This is a genomic window from Arthrobacter sp. J156, from assembly GCF_056172865.1.
The window spans coordinates 2,284,125-2,301,429 of the sequence record NZ_CM149650.1 but is presented as its reverse complement, the minus strand read 5'-3'; the positions used below and the strand labels follow the sequence as shown (position 1 = coordinate 2,301,429).

At 72.7% G+C, this 17,305-nt stretch carries 16 protein-coding genes; 4 read left to right on the top strand and 12 right to left on the bottom strand.

Annotated features, from left to right (window positions below; all coding sequences use genetic code 11):
- Positions 1 to 3: 3 nt before the first annotated feature.
- On the bottom strand, positions 4 to 1,263 hold the full coding sequence (locus AC0QR5_RS10505) for an AI-2E family transporter (RefSeq protein ID WP_329862026.1): 1,260 nt from the start codon (positions 1,261 to 1,263) through the stop codon (positions 4 to 6).
- 107 nt (positions 1,264 to 1,370) lie between these two features.
- Here AC0QR5_RS10505 and AC0QR5_RS10500 point away from each other — a divergent pair, with 107 nt between their 5' ends.
- The gene (locus AC0QR5_RS10500) at positions 1,371 to 1,682 is read left to right on the top strand and encodes an META domain-containing protein (protein ID WP_329862025.1); all 312 of its coding nucleotides are present in this window, start codon (positions 1,371 to 1,373) and stop codon (positions 1,680 to 1,682) included.
- A 37-nt stretch (positions 1,683 to 1,719) separates the two neighbouring features.
- Here AC0QR5_RS10500 and AC0QR5_RS10495 read toward each other — a convergent pair whose 3' ends face one another.
- Positions 1,720 to 3,123, bottom strand: a complete 1,404-nt coding sequence (locus tag AC0QR5_RS10495; protein WP_329862024.1) for an NAD-dependent succinate-semialdehyde dehydrogenase — start codon at positions 3,121 to 3,123, stop codon at positions 1,720 to 1,722.
- A gap of 170 nt (positions 3,124 to 3,293) precedes the next feature.
- On the opposite strand from AC0QR5_RS10495, the gene AC0QR5_RS10490 reads away from it, so the two are divergent.
- Positions 3,294 to 3,605 carry an MmcQ/YjbR family DNA-binding protein gene (locus AC0QR5_RS10490; RefSeq protein WP_329862023.1) on the top strand — a complete coding sequence of 104 codons (312 nt, stop codon included), beginning with the start codon at positions 3,294 to 3,296 and terminating at the stop codon, positions 3,603 to 3,605.
- A gap of 28 nt (positions 3,606 to 3,633) precedes the next feature.
- Here the strand turns inward: AC0QR5_RS10490 and AC0QR5_RS10485 are convergent, their stop codons facing one another.
- The 4 genes from AC0QR5_RS10485 to AC0QR5_RS10470 form a co-directional block, all read right to left on the bottom strand.
- The gene (locus AC0QR5_RS10485) at positions 3,634 to 5,097 is read right to left on the bottom strand and encodes a DUF5129 domain-containing protein (RefSeq protein ID WP_329862022.1); all 1,464 of its coding nucleotides are present in this window, start codon (positions 5,095 to 5,097) and stop codon (positions 3,634 to 3,636) included.
- Positions 5,098 to 5,509: 412 nt separating this feature from the next.
- On the bottom strand, positions 5,510 to 6,979 hold the full coding sequence (locus tag AC0QR5_RS10480) for an IS1182 family transposase (protein WP_430970734.1): 1,470 nt from the start codon (positions 6,977 to 6,979) through the stop codon (positions 5,510 to 5,512).
- A gap of 77 nt (positions 6,980 to 7,056) precedes the next feature.
- Positions 7,057 to 7,257, bottom strand: coding sequence for a hypothetical protein (locus AC0QR5_RS10475; protein ID WP_329863630.1), 201 nt, complete (start codon positions 7,255 to 7,257; stop codon positions 7,057 to 7,059).
- Positions 7,258 to 7,460: 203 nt separating this feature from the next.
- Positions 7,461 to 8,669: an acetyl-CoA C-acyltransferase gene (locus AC0QR5_RS10470; protein ID WP_329863629.1), complete on the bottom strand. Its 1,209-nt coding sequence runs from the start codon at positions 8,667 to 8,669 to the stop codon at positions 7,461 to 7,463.
- Positions 8,670 to 8,728: 59 nt separating this feature from the next.
- Here AC0QR5_RS10470 and AC0QR5_RS10465 point away from each other — a divergent pair, with 59 nt between their 5' ends.
- Positions 8,729 to 9,514, top strand: coding sequence for an alpha/beta fold hydrolase (locus AC0QR5_RS10465; RefSeq protein WP_329863627.1), 786 nt, complete (start codon positions 8,729 to 8,731; stop codon positions 9,512 to 9,514).
- Here the strand turns inward: AC0QR5_RS10465 and AC0QR5_RS10460 are convergent.
- The 6 genes from AC0QR5_RS10460 to AC0QR5_RS10435 all read right to left on the bottom strand — a co-directional run bounded on the left by AC0QR5_RS10460 (position 9,504) and on the right by AC0QR5_RS10435 (position 15,740).
- Entirely contained in the window at positions 9,504 to 10,751 is a 1,248-nt protein-coding gene (locus tag AC0QR5_RS10460) for an acyl-CoA dehydrogenase family protein (protein WP_329863625.1), read from the bottom strand. The two genes, AC0QR5_RS10465 and AC0QR5_RS10460, sit on opposite strands and share 11 nt — an antisense overlap.
- Positions 10,752 to 10,824: 73 nt before the next feature.
- Complete coding sequence (locus tag AC0QR5_RS10455; RefSeq protein WP_329863623.1) at positions 10,825 to 11,565, bottom strand: TetR family transcriptional regulator; 741 nt, start codon at positions 11,563 to 11,565, stop codon at positions 10,825 to 10,827.
- Positions 11,562 to 12,506 (bottom strand): ACT domain-containing protein, encoded by a 945-nt coding sequence (locus AC0QR5_RS10450; protein WP_329863621.1) that lies wholly within the window; start codon positions 12,504 to 12,506, stop codon positions 11,562 to 11,564. The genes AC0QR5_RS10455 and AC0QR5_RS10450 overlap by 4 nt, the downstream gene beginning before the upstream one ends.
- Before the next feature lie 56 nt (positions 12,507 to 12,562).
- Positions 12,563 to 13,993: a DHA2 family efflux MFS transporter permease subunit gene (locus tag AC0QR5_RS10445; protein WP_475372523.1), complete on the bottom strand. Its 1,431-nt coding sequence runs from the start codon at positions 13,991 to 13,993 to the stop codon at positions 12,563 to 12,565.
- Positions 13,994 to 14,094: 101 nt separating this feature from the next.
- The gene (locus AC0QR5_RS10440; protein ID WP_329863617.1) at positions 14,095 to 15,096 is read right to left on the bottom strand and encodes a PhzF family phenazine biosynthesis protein; all 1,002 of its coding nucleotides are present in this window, start codon (positions 15,094 to 15,096) and stop codon (positions 14,095 to 14,097) included.
- Between the two features lie 98 nt (positions 15,097 to 15,194).
- Complete coding sequence (locus tag AC0QR5_RS10435; RefSeq protein ID WP_329863615.1) at positions 15,195 to 15,740, bottom strand: AMIN-like domain-containing (lipo)protein; 546 nt, start codon at positions 15,738 to 15,740, stop codon at positions 15,195 to 15,197.
- A 299-nt stretch (positions 15,741 to 16,039) separates the two neighbouring features.
- Between AC0QR5_RS10435 and AC0QR5_RS10430 the strand changes: the two genes are divergently transcribed.
- Positions 16,040 to 17,167 (top strand): mechanosensitive ion channel family protein, encoded by a 1,128-nt coding sequence (locus AC0QR5_RS10430; RefSeq protein ID WP_329863613.1) that lies wholly within the window; start codon positions 16,040 to 16,042, stop codon positions 17,165 to 17,167.
- Positions 17,168 to 17,305: the final 138 nt, after the last annotated feature.

The following is a 17,305-nucleotide window of genomic DNA, read 5'->3' as shown; positions in this document are numbered from 1 at the left end:
GGGCTACGCCGTCGTCCTCTTCCGGCCCTCCCCGCCCCGCTTCCCGGCCTCGAGCTCCTCGCGGTCCCGCCCGGTCCAGATCTTGATCACGGCCCAGGCCACGGCCGTGAGCGGAACGGCCAGGACGGCGCCGACGAGGCCGCCGAGGACGGTGCCGACCGTCAGGGCGAGCAGGATGACGAGCGCGTGCAGGTTCAGGGCCTGCGCCATGACCACGGGCTGCAGGAAGTTGCCCTCGAGCTGGTTCACGAGGATCACGACGCCGAGCACGACGAGCGCGATGACCGGCCCGTTGGCGACGAGCGCGACGAGGGTCGCGAGGATGCCGGCGAACGTCGCGCCGACCATCGGGATGAAGCTCGTCATGAACACGATCACGGCCAGAGGCAGGGCGAGGGGCACCTGCAGGATCGCGAGCGCGATGCCGATGCCGGCCGCGTCGACGGCCGCGATGGTCGCCGTGCCGCGGATGTAGCCGCCGAGCGTCTCGACGGTCCGGTGGCCCGAGTCGCGCCACTTGGGCTGCTGCTCGGCGGGGATCCAGGACAGGAAGAACTCCCAGATCCGGTCGCCGTCCTTGAGGAAGAAGAACAGGATCACGAGCAGCAGCACGAGCCCCGCGAAGAAGCTCGTCGCGGCCGAGAGCCCGGCGAACGCGCCGGCGCCGAACTGGCTGCTGGTCAGGAAGGACGTGGCCGTCTCCAGCGCCTCGTCGATCTGCTCCTGCGTGATGGTGAACGGCAGGTCCTCGATGAGGGACATGAGCTGGTTGAAGCCCGCGATGCCCTGCTCGAGGAGCGTGGGCCATTCGGCGCGGACCGCGAAGAACAGGGCCGTGCCGATCCCCCCGAGGACCACGAGCGAGCCCAGGAACACGGTCCAGGCCGCGAGCATCGCCGGCATCGCCTTGCGCAGCAGCCGCACGAGCGGCCAGAGGGCGCTCGCGAGGATCAGGGCGATCAGCACGGGCAGGGCGGCGAGGGTCACCTGCAGCAGGCCGGCGACGCCGACGGCGGCGAGGGCGAGGACGAGCAGGATCTGGGCCGCGCGCGTGGCGGTCCGCCCGAGGTTGTCGCTCCACAGCCGCGCCACCCGCTCCGGGGGCGGGGCGATCCCGGAGAAGGGGTCGTCCGCCGCGTCGGGCGCGGCACCGGCGCGCGTCGCGACGGCGGCCCGGCCGGCGGCGACGGGGGCCGCGGCGTCATAGTGCAGCGCGCGGGCGGCGCGGCGGGTACGGCGCTTGCGGAAGGGGCGGAACGTCATGGTTCTCCTTGTGGATGGACTTTCCCCCACTCTAACGGCGCCCGGCCCGCCCGGAGGCAGGCTCCGCCGGGGTAGCGCGCATCCCGCGGCGCCCGTACCGTGGCCCCATGGACGCAGAGACCACGTTGACCACGTTCCAGTGGGGCTCCGACGAGCGCGGCAGCCCCTGGCTCCGCTTCGAGGCGGACGGCCGCGCGTACGGATCCGACGGCTGCAACCGGCTCATGGGCCGCTGGGAACGGGCCGACGGCGATGCGGTGGCCGTCGGGCCCATGGCGTCCACGATGATGTACTGCGAGGGAGTCGACACGTGGCTCCAGGCCATCGCCACCGTCCGCGTCCTCGCGGACGCGCTGGAGGTGTACGACGCCGGATCCTCCCTGATCGGGTCCCTCCCCGCCCAGCCGATCCCGGCCTAGCTGGGCAGGGGCGCGTCCCGGCCAGGCCGGCGCCCGCCTACTCGGCGATGTAGAGCAGGCGCTTGTTGACGAACTCGTCCATGCCGAGCGGACCGAGCTCGCGGCCGAAGCCGGAGCGCTTGACGCCGCCGAACGGCATCTCGGCGCCCTCGGCGGCGGCGGCGTTGACGTTGCTCATGCCGACGTCGAGGCGCTCGGCGAGCTTGCGCGCGCGGTCCGGGTCCGTGCTGAAGACGGCGCCGCCGAGGCCGTACTGGGTGTCGTTGGCGAGCCGGAGGGCCTCCTCGTCGGAGGCGACCTTGTAGACCACGGCGACCGGCCCGAAGAGCTCCTCGGAGTAGGCGCGCATGCCCTCGGTGACGCCCGTGATGACGGCGGGGGCGAGGTAGGCGTCCGGGCCGTCGGAGATGGTGCCGCCGACGTGCAGGGTGGCGCCCTGCTCGACGGTGTCGCGGACCTGCCGGGCCAGCCCCTCGGCGGCGGCGCGCGAGGAGAGCGGGCCGTAGGTGCCGTCCTCGTCGGCGGCCGGGTCGCCGGGCTTCATGGCGGAGGCGAGGGAGGTCAGTTCGGAGACGAACTCGTCGTAGATGTCCTCCATGACGATCATGCGCTTGTTGGAGTTGCAGGCCTGGCCCGTGTTCTCCATGCGGGTCTCCCAGGCAGCCGCGGCGGCGGCCTTGACGTCGTCGGCGTCGAGGACCACGTAGGGATCCGATCCGCCGAGCTCGAGCACGGCCTTCTTCAGGTTCTTCCCGGCGAGCTCGCCGATGATCGCGCCGGCCCGCTCGGAGCCGGTCAGCGAGACGCCCTGGATGCGCTCGTCGGCGATGATGTCGGCGATCTGCGCGTGGGAGGCGAACACGTTCTGGTAGACGCCGGCCGGGACGCCGGCGTCGTCCATGATCTGCTGGATCGCGAGCGCGGAGCGCGGGCAGGACTCGGCGTGCTTGAGGATGATCGTGTTGCCGAGGACCAGGTTCGGGGCCGCGAAGCGGGCCACCTGGTAGTACGGGTAGTTCCACGGCATGATGCCCAGCAGCGGGCCGACGGGCAGCTTCTGGACCACGGCCTGGCCGCCGGAGAACGTCTTGATCGGCTGGTCCGCGGCGAGGCCCGGCCCCTCGGTGGCGAAGTAGTTGAAGATGTCCGTGCAGAACTCGGCCTCGCCCTTGGACTGCGAGAGCGGCTTGCCCATCTCCTCGGTGATGATCGCGGCGAGCTCGTCGGCGCGCTCGGTGAACAGCTCGGCGATGCGGGACACGATCGCGGCGCGTTCGGCGAGCGGGCGGCCCCGCCAGGCGTCGAAGGCGTCGGCCGAGGCGGCGAGCGCCTCCTGGACCTGGGCGTCGGAGGCGGTCGGGAACGTCTCCACCACCTCACCGGTGGCGGGGTTGACGACTCGGTACCCGGGTTCGGTGGATGCGGTGGCGGTGGAGCTCACGGCCGGTCTCCTTCTGCTGGGGTGTTCTGGCTGCTTGGTGGTTCGGGGCATGCCCGTGGCGCAACGGTTGAAATGCCACGGTAAACCCCATCATGTCGCGATTCGCGGCAAAAGTGAACCGCATCACGGAGGGCCTTGCCGGCATCCCGGGGTGGTGCCACGCTGGGGGCATGCAGACCGTCGAGGACGTCCGCCGGATCGCCTGGGGCTTTCCGGGGGTCGTGGAACGCAGCAGCTGGGGGCAGCCGGCCTGGTTCGCCCGCACGTTGATGGCCCGGATGTGGGAGGACGGGGTCCTCACCGTGAAGACCACCGAGCGCGAGGCGTTGGCGGCCTCCGACCCGGAGACGTTCTTCTGGACGCCGCACCACGAGCGCTCGCCGGCGCTCGTCCTGGTCCGCCTGGACCGCGTCGATCCCTCCGAGCTGGAGGAACTGCTCGACGAATCGCACCGCATCGCCGGCGCGGTCCGCGGCGCGTGAGGACACCGGGCCTCCCCGGTGCAGGGGGCTAGAACCGCGAGGAGCTGCCCGAGCCCGAGAAGCTGCCGCCGCTGGAGCCGTAGCCGGTGCTGGAGGAGGACGCGGAGACGCGGCTCGAGTCGACCTGCTGCGTGCCCGACTGGTAGCCGAGCGAGAAGGCCGGGAGCGAGTAGTACACGTGTCCCGGGTAGGCGGTGTCCAGGATGCCGACGCCGCTGCGCCGCGGCGTCCGGGAGGCGCTCTTCTGCGCCTTGTCCATTTCCTGGCGCATGGTCTCCGCCTCCGAGGAGGACTTCGTGTACTGCTCGATGACCGCCTCGGCGTGGGACGAGAGCAGCTCCGAGAGCTCCGTGCGGGCGTCGCGCAGCCGGTCGAGGGCGTCGTCCGGCGTGATCCGGTCCTCGGCCAGCTCGGCCCCCGTGTCCTCGACGAGCTGGAGCGAGCGCAGGGCGAAGCCCGTGAGGGCCACTCCCGTCGCCGAGCCGCGGAGCTCTGCGTTGTCTCCCGTGAAGAGCGTGTCGATCGTCTCGAGCTCGTCGGAGAACGGTTCCGCCTGCCGCCGCCAGGCCTCGGCCCAGCGGGAGTTCTTGTTCAGCAGGTCGTTGGTGTCGCGGATCGCGTCGTCGAGGCCGTCGAGCGTCACGGCGTCGTCGGCCCAGGCCTTGGCCTGGTTGACCGACTTCTTGGTGGAGCGCTGCTGGGGAGTCCTGGCCGTGAGTTCCCCGCGACGGGCGTGCACCGAGTCGTACTTCGCGTGGAAGTCCCGGTAGCGCTCCAGCACGAGTGCCCCGTAGCGGGACGAATCCGGGATCGTGCGGGCGTGCAGCTCCGTGGCCTCGAGGTCCAGGGTGACGTTGCGGTAGCTCGCATCGCCCCGCTCCAGGGCCGCCCCGAACTGGCGGCGGTACGACGCGCGGACCGCGAGCGCTCCGCCTCCGCCGATCAGGGCGACGCCGCCGACGCTGCCGGCGGCGACGTAGAGGGCGGGGGAGCGGTACCAGGGCCGGTCGATGCGCTGGGCGCCCTCCTCGACCGCCTTGATCATGCCGTCGGTCCACTGGGCGTCGCGCAGCAGGTCGAACGTGGATTCCTGGATGTCCTCGCGCTGGGAGAGGGGGATGGCGCGGTCGTCACCCATGTAGGTGCCGATGTGCCGCCCGACCGGGTCGAGCCCGACGAGGTAGAGCCCGTCCGCCCACTTCTGGCCGTCGGCGCTGAGCCATTCGGGATGGTGCTCGCGGGCGTAGGCGAGGACGCGCTCGTTGAAGTTGTCCGATCCGCGGCCCTCCTGCGTGAACACGACGACCTTCGTCGGCGAGTAGAAGTCGACCTCGGCCAGGGCCGGGTCGAGCGTCGCACGGTCCAGCACCCCGGCGGTGTCCTCGACGACGACTTCGGTGGGCGGGGCGGCGGAGGCCGCGGGGACAAGGCCGAAGAGCGCGGCCAGTGCGACGACGGCGGTGAGGGCGAGCCGCTGGATGGTGGAACGCATGGATGTCCTCCTCGGTGCGGATTTGTCCATCTCCACGCTATACCAGGGCCCCGGTCCGGCCGGACCCGGGAAACGAATGAAGCACCGGGCGTCCGCGGACAAGGAGGCGACAAACCGCGGATACCCGGTGCTTCTGATCACTCGCACCTTGAGAAGGTGGTTTCAGCCTAGGGGCCCTTTCTTGGAGTCCGCTGTGCGTGCGGTCGGAGGACGGTGGGAGCCCTCCGGGCCCTAGGTGCGCGGGTCAGAATCGGGTGGCGTGGCGCGCGGCGTTGACTCTGGCATCGCGCGCTGACGGTCGCGAACGGGAACGGGCGGGCCGTTGCGGTGTGAGAGCGTGCGGGATCGCACGGCGAGGGGCTCGTGGCGACTGTCGGTGCGTGCTGTGACGCCCCGGGACCCCTGGGGAGGCCTATGCGGGCGCCAGCCCGGCGGCTGTAGCGACGCGGAGCTTGCGGAGGTTGTGGCAGATCGTGTGGAGTAGCCATTCGCCTTGGGCGCCGGCGAGTCCGCGTAGCCGGAGCTGTCCGGCGTTTTGCCGGGTCTTCATCTGCCCGAACGCGGGTTCAACGATGGCTTTGCGGCGCGCGTAGTCGGTGCGGCCCTGCTCGGTGCGCAGCGCGTGCGCCATCCGCTCCCGCCGGCTCGCGTCCTCTGGGGCCGGGTCCGGGGCGCCGGCGGTAGGGAAGCTCTCGCCGTGACGTTGCCGTCCCGTCGCGATCAACACCTGTGCGTCCAGATCGTCGGCGGCTTCGAGGTTAGCTTCCGAGCAGTAGCCCGCGTCAGCGAGGACGACCTCCGGGGAACGCTCGACCCCTGCCGCATCAAGGTTCCGTAGGGTCTGCTCGGCCATCGGGACGAACTGCTGGATATCGGTAGCCTGCTGGGTGACCTCGGCGCTCAACACGATCTGGTGGCCCTCATCGACAACGGCCTGCGCGTTGAACGCGTAATCGAAGCCGCGGACCGTCTTCATCATCCGCGCCTCAGGATCGGTGAAATTGCGTTGCGCTTTCGGCTTCGGCGCCGCCGTGTCCACCGCAGTCGCGACGGCCGCGTCGGCCTGCTCAGGGGGCTGACCGGCGGCGTCGGCCTTCTTCCGCGCCACGGCTGCCGCCTTCTCGGCGGCGTCGGCCTCGATCGCGTCCTTCGCGGCACGTAGTTTTACCAGGCGCCCCTCACGGCGGGCCAGCTCCGGGGCGACCTCGTCCCCGCGCCGGTCCTGGCCGAACTGCTGATCCTCGGCCTCATCGACCGCCTCCGCCTCGGCGAGCAGCGCAGCGACCTCGGCTTGGAGCTGATCGATCTTCGGCACGATCCGGTCATAGCTCATCGCCTTATGCCGCGACGCGTTCGCAGCCAGCTTCGTGCCATCCAGCGCGACACGCCCCAACCGCACCAGCCCCGCCTCCGCGCAGACCCGCAGCACCTGCAGGAACAACCCCGGCAGGGCATCCAGGTGACGCCGACGAAACCGGGCCAGCGACCGGTAGTCGGGCGCCTGGTTGCCCGACAGCCACCGGAAGGCGATGTCGCGCTTGCAGCGCCGCTCCAACTCACGAGACGAGGTCGCGCCCGTCGCGTACGCGAACAGCAGCAGCTTCAACATCATCCGCGGGTCATACGGAGGCGCACCCGAGGCGGACGCGTACGACGCGTAGACCGGCGTCAGATCCAAGAGCTCTTCGACGACCTCGGAGATGAACCGGGCCTCATCATCCTCGTCCAGCCAGTCATCCAGACTCGGCGGGAGCAGGAAACACTGCCCCTGGTCATACCCACGGAACGTCTTCACCGCGCCAGCCCGCGCCACCGAGCCCGGCGCCCGCGCCTCACCCGGCTCAATGTCGAACAGGCCCTCCGGGCCAACAACTGCCTTCATGAATCGATTCTCCCAGCGCCACGCGCTATCCACCGGATTCACCCCGGCGCGTTAACGGAAGGATCTGACCCACGCACCTAGTAGTTCGACGGCGGATCGGAGGCCGGGAAGGACTCGTCCTCCCATTCCTCGACGAGCTCCTCGTCGTGGTCGTGCTTGCGGACCAGGGCGTCCTGGGCCGCGGCCTCCTCGGCCTTCGCGATGGCGTCGATGTTCTCGACGTCGCCGGGCAGCGGAACCTCGTCCTCGCCGGGGACGTCGCCGTGGTGTGCGCTCATGGTGGGCTCCTGGTCTCGGCGTGCCTGATGATCCCAGTGTGTCCCCGATGCGGGGAGGTGTCGAGGGGTCCGCTTAAAGGGGTGAGCACCGGCCGGTCGACTTTGGGGGGATGTCGATATCCGGCCGGTGCTCTCATCACTCGCACCTTCATGAGGTATCTATAAAACTAGGGCCCGAAGCTTGGCGTTCCCTGAAAAATGGGTCACAACGCACTGTGAATCGAGCGCAGCACCAGGGCGTCGCCCTGGCCGCCTCCGCCGCAGAGGGCGACGACGCCGGTTCCTCCCGTGCGCGCGAGCGCCATCGCCTGGTGCAGGACGAGCCGCGCCCCGGAGGCGCCGACGGGGTGGCCGAGCGCGATCGCGCCGCCTTCGCGGTTGATGGATTCCGGGTCGAGTCCGAGGTCGGCGGCCGATTGCAGCACCACGGAGGCGAAGGCCTCGTTGACCTCGACGGCGTCGAGGTCCCCGGGCGAGAGGCCCTCGCGGGCGAGGGCGGCCAGGATGGCGTCGCTCGGCTGCGAGTGCAGCGAGCCGTCCGGGCCCGCCGTCTGCCCGTGCGCTCCGACCTCGCACAGCCAGGCCAGTCCCGCGGCCTCGGCGGCGCGCTTCGAGGCGACGACGACCGCCGCCGCGCCGTCGGAGAGCGGCGAGCTGGAGCCGGCCGTGATCGTCGCGTCGTCGGCCGTGGAGAAGGCGGGCTTCAGCCCGGCGAGCTGCTCCGCCGTCGTCCCGGGGCGGATGCCCTCGTCCTCGGCGACCACGATGGGCGCGCCCCGCCGCTGCGGAACCTCGATCGGCGCGATCTCCTCGGCGAGCAGGGCGCGCGCGGCCTCGGCGCGCTGGTGGGACCGGGCCGCGAAGGCGTCCTGCCCGGCCCGTCCGATCCCGCGCTCGGCGTTGCCGCGGTCCGTCGCCGCGCCCATGAGCTCGCCCGTGAACGGGTCCTGCAGGCCGTCGTGCTGGAGCGAGTCCCGCAGCGGCGCTTCGCCGATGACGACGCCGGAGCGGAGCCCCGGGGCCAGATGCGGTGCGTTGGACATGGACTCCTGTCCCGCCGCGACCACGAACGCGGCCTCGCCGGTCCGGATCAGGCGCGCCGCGTCGATGACGGCCGTGAGCCCGGACAGGCACAGCTTGTTGATGGTCACGGTGGGCACGTTCCAGCCGATCCCGGCGCCGAGGGCCGCCTGGCGCGCCGGTCCCTGCCCGGCCCCGGCGAGGACGACCTGGCCCACGATCACGTGGCCCACGCGTTCGGGCCCGATCCCGGCGCGCAGCAGGGCGTGGCGGATGGCGTGGCTGCCGAGCTCGTTGACGGTCAGCGGGGACAGCGCCCCGCGGAAGCGGCCGAAGGGCGTGCGGGCCCCGGCGAGGATGACGGGGGTGTCGCCGTCGGTGGCGTGGCTCATGGTGTTCCCTCCTGGGAGCGGGTGGGGGCCGGGGACGGGGTGGTGGATAGGGTGGAGGCATGGCCGAGACCACGAATCCACTGGACGGGACGCGCGTGTCCTTCGACGTCGAGGGCCGGGGCCCCGCCGTCGTGCTGCTGCACGGTTCGGCGCTGTCCCGGGCGATCTGGCGCGGGCTGGGCTACGTCAAGGCGCTCAAGGAGGACTTCACCGTCCTGCGGGCCGACCTGCGCGGCCACGGCCGCAGCGGCAAGCCGCACGATCCGGGCGCGTACGCCATGGAGCTCGTCGCCTCGGACGTGCTCGCAGCGATGGACGCGGCCGGGATCGGCAGCGCCGCCGTCGTCGGGTACTCCTTCGGCGGACGCACCGCGTTCTCGCTCGCCGCCGGCGCTCCGGAGCGCGTGGAGCGGATCGCGAGCCTGGGCGGGACCTTCCGCTCCGCCGCCGGACAGGTCGAGAGGATCTTCTTCGACGGCTACCTCGATGCCCTGCGCGACGGCGGCATGCAGGCGTTCGTCGACGGCTTCGCGGCCGCCGGGCGCCCGCTTGATCCGGCCACGCGGGCCGCGTTCCTGGCCAACGACCCGCAAGCGCTCGTGGCCTACTTCGAGCGGACGGAGGTCCAGGAGGGGCTGCCGGAGGAGGAGCTGGCCCGCCTGGAGCTGCCCGCGCTCCTGATGGCCGGCGGCCGCGACCGCGGGCGCCTCGAGGATGCCCGCCGCGCCGCGGAGCTCATGCCCGCGGCCCGCTTCGCCGAGCTGCCCGGCCGCACGCACGCGTCCACGCTCTTCCCGGCGGACGAGGTCCTGGGGCATCTGCGTCCCTTCCTGCTCAACCGGTGAAGGCCGAGTGCCCCGTGATGGAGCGCCCGATGATAAGCGCCTGCACGGTCTCGGTGCCCTCGTAGGTGTGGATGGCCTCGAGGTCGGCGAAGTGGCGGGCGATCCGGTTGTCGAGCAGGATCCCGTTGCCGCCGAGCAGGTCGCGCGCGTTGGAGGCGATCTGCCGGGCCGTGCGCGTGCACGTGTACTTGGCGAGCGAGGCCTGCACGGGGCTCAGGGTCCCGGCTTCCTCGCGGCGCGTCATCTGCCGGACCATGAGCTGCATCGTCGCGAGCTCGGAGTGCATGCGCGTGAGGCGTTCCTGGATGATCTGGCTCGCGGCGAGCGGGCGGCCGAACTGGATCCGCTGGCCCGCGTACTGCACGGCCGTCTCGTAGCAGGCCATGGCGTGGCCGACGGCGGACCAGGCGACGCCGAGCCGGGTCGCGAAGAGGACCTTGGAGGTGTCCTTGAACGTGCGGGCGCCCGGCATGACGTGGCTGTCGGGGACGAACACGTCCTCGAGGCGGATGTGGGCCTGCCAGATGGCGCGCAGGCTCAGCTTGTTCTCGATCGTCGTGCCGGTGTAGCCCTCCCACTCCTGCTGGACGATGAAGCCGCGCACGTCGCCCTCGTCGTCGCGCGCCCACACCACGGTGATGCCGCCCGTGGAGCCGTTGCCGATCCACTTCTTCTCGCCGTTGAGGACGTAGCCCCCGTCCACGCGCGTCGCGCGGGTCTCGAGGGAGACGGAATCGGAGCCGTGCGTCGGCTCGGTGAGCGCGAACGCCCCGAGGACCTCGGCGCGGGCGAGCTTCGGGACCCACTGCCCGATCTGCTCCGCCGAGCCGCACAGCGCCACGGAGCGCAGGGCGAGTCCGGCCTGGACCGCGCCGATCGTGCCCACCGAGCCGTCGCCGCGGCTGAGTTCCATGTTCACGAGTCCCGCGGCGAGCGGGGACATCCGCGGGTAGCCGTCGACGTCGACGCCGTCGCGCAGGAGATCGAGCTCGCCGAGGCGCGTGGCGAGGTGGAACGGGTAGTCGGCGCGGTTCCAGTAGTCGTCGATGACGGGCCGCACCTCCTCGAGGCTGAAGCGGCGGGCGCGGTCCCAGTAGGCGCGGTCGGCCTCCGGGACGTCGTCGAAGACGCCCGCGGGGTCGACGTCGACATCGCCCCAGAGCTCGTATCCGGGCTCGACCGTGCCGTCGGGGAAGGGGGCCGTGGGGCGCGTACCGGTCGCGGGGGAGGAGGTCATGGAGGGTCCTTCGTCGTGGGGTTGCCTCCCACCAGCATCCATGACACTGCGTTTCACGTCAAGAAACGCGGTGTCACACGCCGAGGGCCCGCCGGACCTCGGCGACGATGTCCTCGGTCCCCGCGCCGGGGTCCAGGACGGTGACGACGACGGGGCCCCGCCCCGGCGTCGTTCCCGGTGGCGGTCCCGCCGGCGCGTCCGGCGCCGTTCCGGCGGAGCCCGGGCCCCCGGAGCCGGGGACCGCGAAGTACGGGGCGAAGAGGCCGGCCAGCGCGCGCAGCTCGCCCTCGAGCTCGGCCCGCAGGCCCGCACCGCGCGTCGAGAGCCAGCGCCGCAGGTAGGCGTTGTGGACGGCGACGACGCCCGCGCAGAACGCGATGCAGGCCGGGGGAACGGCCTCGCCCGCCGCGGCGGCCACGGGCCGGAACGCACCGGCCAGGCCGTGGCGGAAGGCGCGCTCGTAGCGGTGCGTGCTCACGAGCTCGCGGTCGCGCAGCGCCGGGACCTCCTGCAGGAGCCGGTGGCGCAGCAGGGACGCCTCGGGGCGGGCCGCGTGGTGGTCGAAGACGCCGAGCGCCCCCGCGACGGCCGCGTGGCCCGGGTGCGGCCCGGCCGCCGCGAGCGTGCGCTCGAGCTCGGCGAGGACGGACTCCAGGTCGGCGAAGACCATGTCCTCCTTGGTGCCGTAGCGGCGGAAGAACGTGCTGCGGCTGATGCCCGCCGCGGCCGCGAGCTGGTCGACGCTCGTGGCATCGAAACCCTGCTCCACGAGCAGGCGCAAGGCGTCTTCGGGGATCGCGGAGGGGGCCGTCATGCCCGAGAATCTAGCACGCCCCCCGCCCCGGGACGCCCGCCGCGGCTGTGTGCGACGGCCTCGGCGAGCTCGGCGAGGCGGTGGGCGCGGGAGGACTCGGCCGGCGTGAACGGCTCGCCCGGCCGGTAGGCGGTGAGCGGGGCGCCCGTCGCCGTGGGCAGGCGCAGGACCTCCCCGTCGGCGGCGTCCGCCGCGAAGGAGCCGGGCGGGCCCGCGGGGCGGCCGTCCCACGCCGGATCGGCGCAGCGGATCGTCCCGGCGTGCGCCACGCGCGCCGACAGCAGCTCGGCCACGGCCTCGGGCAGCACGTCCGGGTCCGCCGCGACGCGTGCCGCGAGGCCCAGGCTGCGCGTCTGCGCGTCCGCGAGCGAGAGCGGCGTCGTGGGCCAGGCCGCCGGGTGCCGGGTCCCCGCGGTGCGCAGGGCCGCGAGCAGCTCCGCCTCCGCGAGCCCCGCGGGTGCGGAGACGACGAGCTCGTCGAGGACCTCGCCCCCCACGGTGGCGAGCGGGTGGACGTGGATGGAGAGGATGTTGGCGTCGAGCACGGCGAGCTCGTGGGTCACCCGCTCGAGCGCCCCGGCCCGGTCGGGGAGCCCGAAGCGCAGCCGCCACAGCGCCTGCGCCGCGTGCAGCTCCTCGTGGCGGCGCACGTGCGGTGCGTGGAGGAACCCGCGCAGCAGCCGCGCCGCCGAGGGTTCCGCGACCCAGATCGCGAGCGCCGTCGCCGTGATGGTGAGCAGCAGGACCTTGGCGGTGAAGGGCAGGTGCAGGTGCAGCAGGGCCGCGTGGACCGCGAGCTCGACCGGCAGCACGGCGGCGACAAGCGCGACCGTCCGGCGGGCGCGTTCCGGCTCGGGCAGCTGCCCGCACTCGGAGCAGGCCAGGGGATGGGCCGGTGACGCGCGGCGCTTGAGGCCCGAACGGCCCGTGAGTCTCACCATGGACCCAGCATCGCCCGCCGATGTCACGCACGCGTTTCCGCGGCGTATCGCCCGTGTCAGATCGTTCCGGGGCGGCGGAAGAAGACGCAGACCAGGGCGGCGGCGACCGCGACGAGGCCCGGCAGGAAGAGGGACTGCCCCAACGCCGTGCTGAAGGCCGCGTGCAGGAACTCCGGGACGGACTGCCCGAGCGGTCCCTCGGCGGAGACGACGACGGACGCCGCGCCGTCCGCGGCGTCCTGCCGCAGGGCGGCCACGGCGGCCTCGCTCTCCGCCGTGATCCGCAATTGCATGAGCGCGGCGATGAGGGCCGATCCGAGCACGGCGCCGACCTGGCGCGTGGTGTTGTAGACGCCCGAGCCGGCACCGGCCTCCGCGGGGCCCAGGTCGCGCGTCGCCGTGAGCGAGACGGACGGCCAGATCAGCGCGCTGCCGAGCCCCATCACGACGGGAGGCAGGAGCAGGAGCCAGTAGGGCGTCGCGGGGCCCATGACGGCGCCGTACCAGAGCATCGCGCCGCCGAAGAGCAGGAATCCGGGCACCGCGAGGAGCTTCGGGTCGAGCCGGTTCACGAGGCGGCCTGCGAGCGGGGCCAGGACGCCGGCGAGCACGGCCATGGGCGCGATCATGAGGGCCGAGAGCGTCGGCGTGAGCCCGCGGACGGACTGGAGGTAGAGGATCATGGGGAAGCTCATGGCCGTGATCGCGAGCCCCATGCACGCGATCGCGACGTTGGCGAGGGAGAAGTTGCGGTCGCGGAAGAGCCCGAGCGGCAGCAGCGGCTCGTGCCGGTTCAGCCGCTGCCAGAGAAGGAACGCGGCGAGCACGGCGACGCCCGCGCCGATGAGGTGCCACACCGTGACGCCCCGGGCGATCTCGCCCCAGCCGAAGGTGTTGCCCTCCTGGATGCCGAAGACGATCAGGAACATCGCCACCGCGGACAGCGCGACGCCGGGCAGGTCGAAGCGGTGGCTGTGCCGCGGCAGCTGCGGCACCTTGGTCCACACGCGGGCCAGCGCGATGAGTCCCACGGGCACGTTGACGAAGAAGATCCAGGCCCAGCCGAGCGTGTCGACGAGCACGCCGCCCAGGATGGGGCCGGCCAAGGTCGCGATGCCCGCCACGGCGCCCCACAGGCCCATCGCGCTGCCGCGCCGCTCGGCCGGGAACATCCTCGTGATGAACGTCATCGTCTGCGGGGTCATGAGCGAGGCGCCCAGCCCTTGGGCGACGCGGGCCGCGATGAGCGTCCCCACGTCCCCGGCGAGCCCGCACCACAGCGAGGAGGCCGTGAAGACGGCGAGCCCGAGGAGGTAGACGTTCTTGGGGCCGAAGCGGTCCCCGAGCCGGCCCGTGATGAGCAGGGGGACGGCGAAGGCCAGGAGGTAGGAGCTGTTGACCCAGATGACCCCGTTGATGTCGGTGTCCAGGCCGCGCATGATCGCCGGCATCGCCGTGGAGACGATCGTCGAGTCGACGAGGATCATGAAGAAGCCGATGACGAGCGCCCAGAGGGCGGTCCAGGATTCGCGCTCCGTGGCCGGCGCGGGGGAGGGGGCTGTGCTCACTGGAGGAAGCGTACTCCCGTTCAGGGCAGCTCGACGCTCCCCGTGATGCACGTGACGGCGCGGCCGGAGATCCAGATCCCCTCCGCGTCGCGGGCCACGCCGACCTGGCCCGTCCGGCCCAGCCGCGTGCCCTGGCGCACCGTGTAGTGCTCGGGGGCCAGGCCGTTGGGGATGAGCCATTGGGCGAGGCCCGCATTGAGGCTTCCCGTCACGGGGTCCTCCGGGAGTCCCTCGCCCGGGCAGAACGCGCGGACCTCGTAGTCGGCCGGGGCCGAGGCGACGGCCGCCTGGAAGGCCCCGCCGGCCGCTTCACCAGGGGACGCCGGGAGCGGCTCGAGCTCCGCCCGGGCGCCCTTGGGACGCCCGGGGCGCGCCCCGTCGTCGTACGCCGTCCCGGCATAGGAACCGGCGGCGCTGCCCGGCGCCCCGTAGGCGCCGATGACGCCGACCTCGAGGCCCGCGAGCGCGGCGAAGTCCGGTTCGAGTCCGAGCACGGCCTCGGCGTCGCGCAGGAGCAGGCCGGCCCAGTTCGGCCCGTTGGCGACCCACTGGTGCGCCAGCACGTCGTGGGGAGACAGGCCCAGACCGGCCACCGCCCACTCGAGGACGTCCGGATCCAGCGGGCCCGTGCGCCGCAACGCCGGCGCCTGGAAGGACAGCACGCGCTCGCCGTCCGTGTCCTGGCCGAGGCGCACGGGGACGGGGCCGGCCCCGCACTCGATCACCACCTCGCCCGGCCGGGCCGGGACACCCCCGGACTCGAGCCACGCGTGGACGGTTCCGAGGACGGGATGGCCGGCGAAGGGGAGCTCGGTCGTGGTCGTGAAGATGCGCACCCGCAGGTCCGCGCCGGGAGCCGTGGGCGGCAGCACGAACGTCGTCTCGGCGAGATTGGTCCACGCCGCGAATCCCAGCATCGCCGCGGGGTCCAGTTCCGTGCCGTCGAGCACCACGGCCAGGGCGTTGCCCCGGTACTTGGCGGCGGTGAAGACGTCGACCTGCAGGTACGGGCGGGAGCTCATAGGAGCATCGTGGCACGCCCGGCGCGCCACGGCACCTCCATGACGCGGCCCGGGCCCCGCGTGGGGCCCGGGCCGCGGTGCGGTCCGTCGTCGGCGGCCTACCAGCGGTGGGCGACGTCCACGACGAGCCGGGATCCGGTCCCCGGCCCGTCCAGGACGAACGCGCGGAACGGCAGGCGGGCGCGGACGCCGAGCCCGAACGAGGTCTGTCCCTCGAAGCTGCCGAGGAACGCCACCTGGCGGAAGGTGGAGTAGCCGGGCACGGGCACGGCCTGGTTGCGGTTCGCCGGCAGGTACGTGGGCCGGCCGGCCGGGGTGTAGGCGGGGGCGCGGACGACGATCTGCAGGTCGGCGGCTCCCGTCAGGGGAACGCGGCGGCCCTCGCCCTCGGTGTAGACGGCCGTGACGTAGCGGACGTCGTAGCCCCGGGCCTTGCCGCGCAGGTCGAACACGAGGCGGTCGAAGCAGCCGTGGCGGCCGGCGCGGACGCCGGTGAGCTGCGCCGTGGACATCGCGGCGCGGGTCTCCGCGAGCGATCCCCACGTGATGCCGCAATAGGGTGCGGCGGCGGCCGGCGCAATGGGCGCCAGCCCGAGGCCGGCCACCAGCAGCGCGCTGGCGATTCCGGCTCGAAGGGTCTTCATGATGCTCATCTCCCTCAGGGGGTGGTTGGTGTGACGTGCCCATGGTGCGCCCGCTGCGCGTCCCGCGCCAGAGGTTTTTCCAAGTGCCGCATTTTCGTGACCGTGGGTCACGGCGTGCCCCCGGACGACGGCGGGGCGCGGCGCCGCGCAGGTCGCGGACGGGGGCGCGCGAAGGTTGCGGAACGGGGTGCGCCGGGCCCTCCGGGGCGGCCCGCGGTCACGGAGCGGTGGCCGAGGTCACGGAACGGGTGCCGCCGCGCTCCTCGCCGAGTGCCGCGACGATGTGGAACGCTGGAGCCATGCCCTACATCCCGACCCTGGTGCCGTCCTCCCTGCCGTCGCTCCCCGGCGCGGGAAGCGAACCGCTCGAGGCGATCACGGACTCCGTCGAGGCCAGCGGCGTGCCCGCCGAGGCGCTGCCGTGGATCGCCGTCGGCGTGGCCGTCCTCGCCGCCGTCGTCGTGAGCTACGTCGCCGCGTTCATCGTGAACCGGATCCTGAGCCGGCATCCCGTGCTGCGCTCGGACATCAACCGCTGCCGCATCCCCACGACGCTCGTGCTGTCCTTCGCCGGCGCGCTCAGCGCCCTGCAGGCCACGGCGCCGGACGCGTCGTGGCGCGAGGCCTCCGACTTCCTCATGTTCGTGGGCCTCATCGGGGCGATCGCGTGGCTCGCGACCGTCCTGCTGCACCTCGTCGAGAACTCGCTCCTGGCCAAGTACCGCCGCGAGAGTCCGAACCCGCGCCGGCTCTCCAAGCTCCGCACCCAGGTGAGTCTGCTGCGCCGGGTCGCGACCGCCGTCGTCCTCACCCTCGCCGTCGCCGGCATCCTGCTGCTCATCCCCCAGGTCCGGGCGCTCGGTGCGGGCATCCTGGCCTCGGCCGGCCTGATCTCCGTGGTCGCGGGCCTCGCCGTCCAGGGCACGCTCTCCAACGTGTTCGCCGGCCTCCAGCTGGCCTTCACCGACGCGATCCGGGTGGACGACGTCGTCTTCGTGGAAGGGAAACAGGGAAGCATCGAAGAGATCACGCTGACCTATGTCGTCGTGCTGCTCGCCGACGAACGGCGCCTGATCCTGCCCTCGACGCACTTCACGACGACCCCGTTCGAGAACTGGTCCCGCGGCTCCACGGAGCTCAGCGGTTCGATCCTGCTTGACCTGACGTGGCAGGCGCCGGTCGAGCGGCTGCGCGCCCGGGTCTCCCAGCTGCTCGAGGCGAGCGAGCTCTGGGACGGGCGCCACGGATCCGTCACCGTCGCCGACGCCGCCGGCGGCATGATGCAGATCAGCATCTTCGTCAGCGCCCGCAACGCCGCCGACCTCGCCTCCCTGCGCGGCGAGCTGCGCGAGCGGCTCGTCGCCGAGCTCCGGGAAAAATACCCCGAGGCGCTGCCGAAGCCCGTCGGTCCCCGGCCGCCCGCCTAGCGCCGGGGCGCCCGGCCCGCCAGTAGCCCCGCCGGGGCCGGTAACAGTCGTGAGATGGCCCACAGCCGTCGGGGAACGACGCCGGGGCGCGGCCCCCGCGACGGGGTCGCCACAGCCGCGGGATGGCGCGGATTCCGC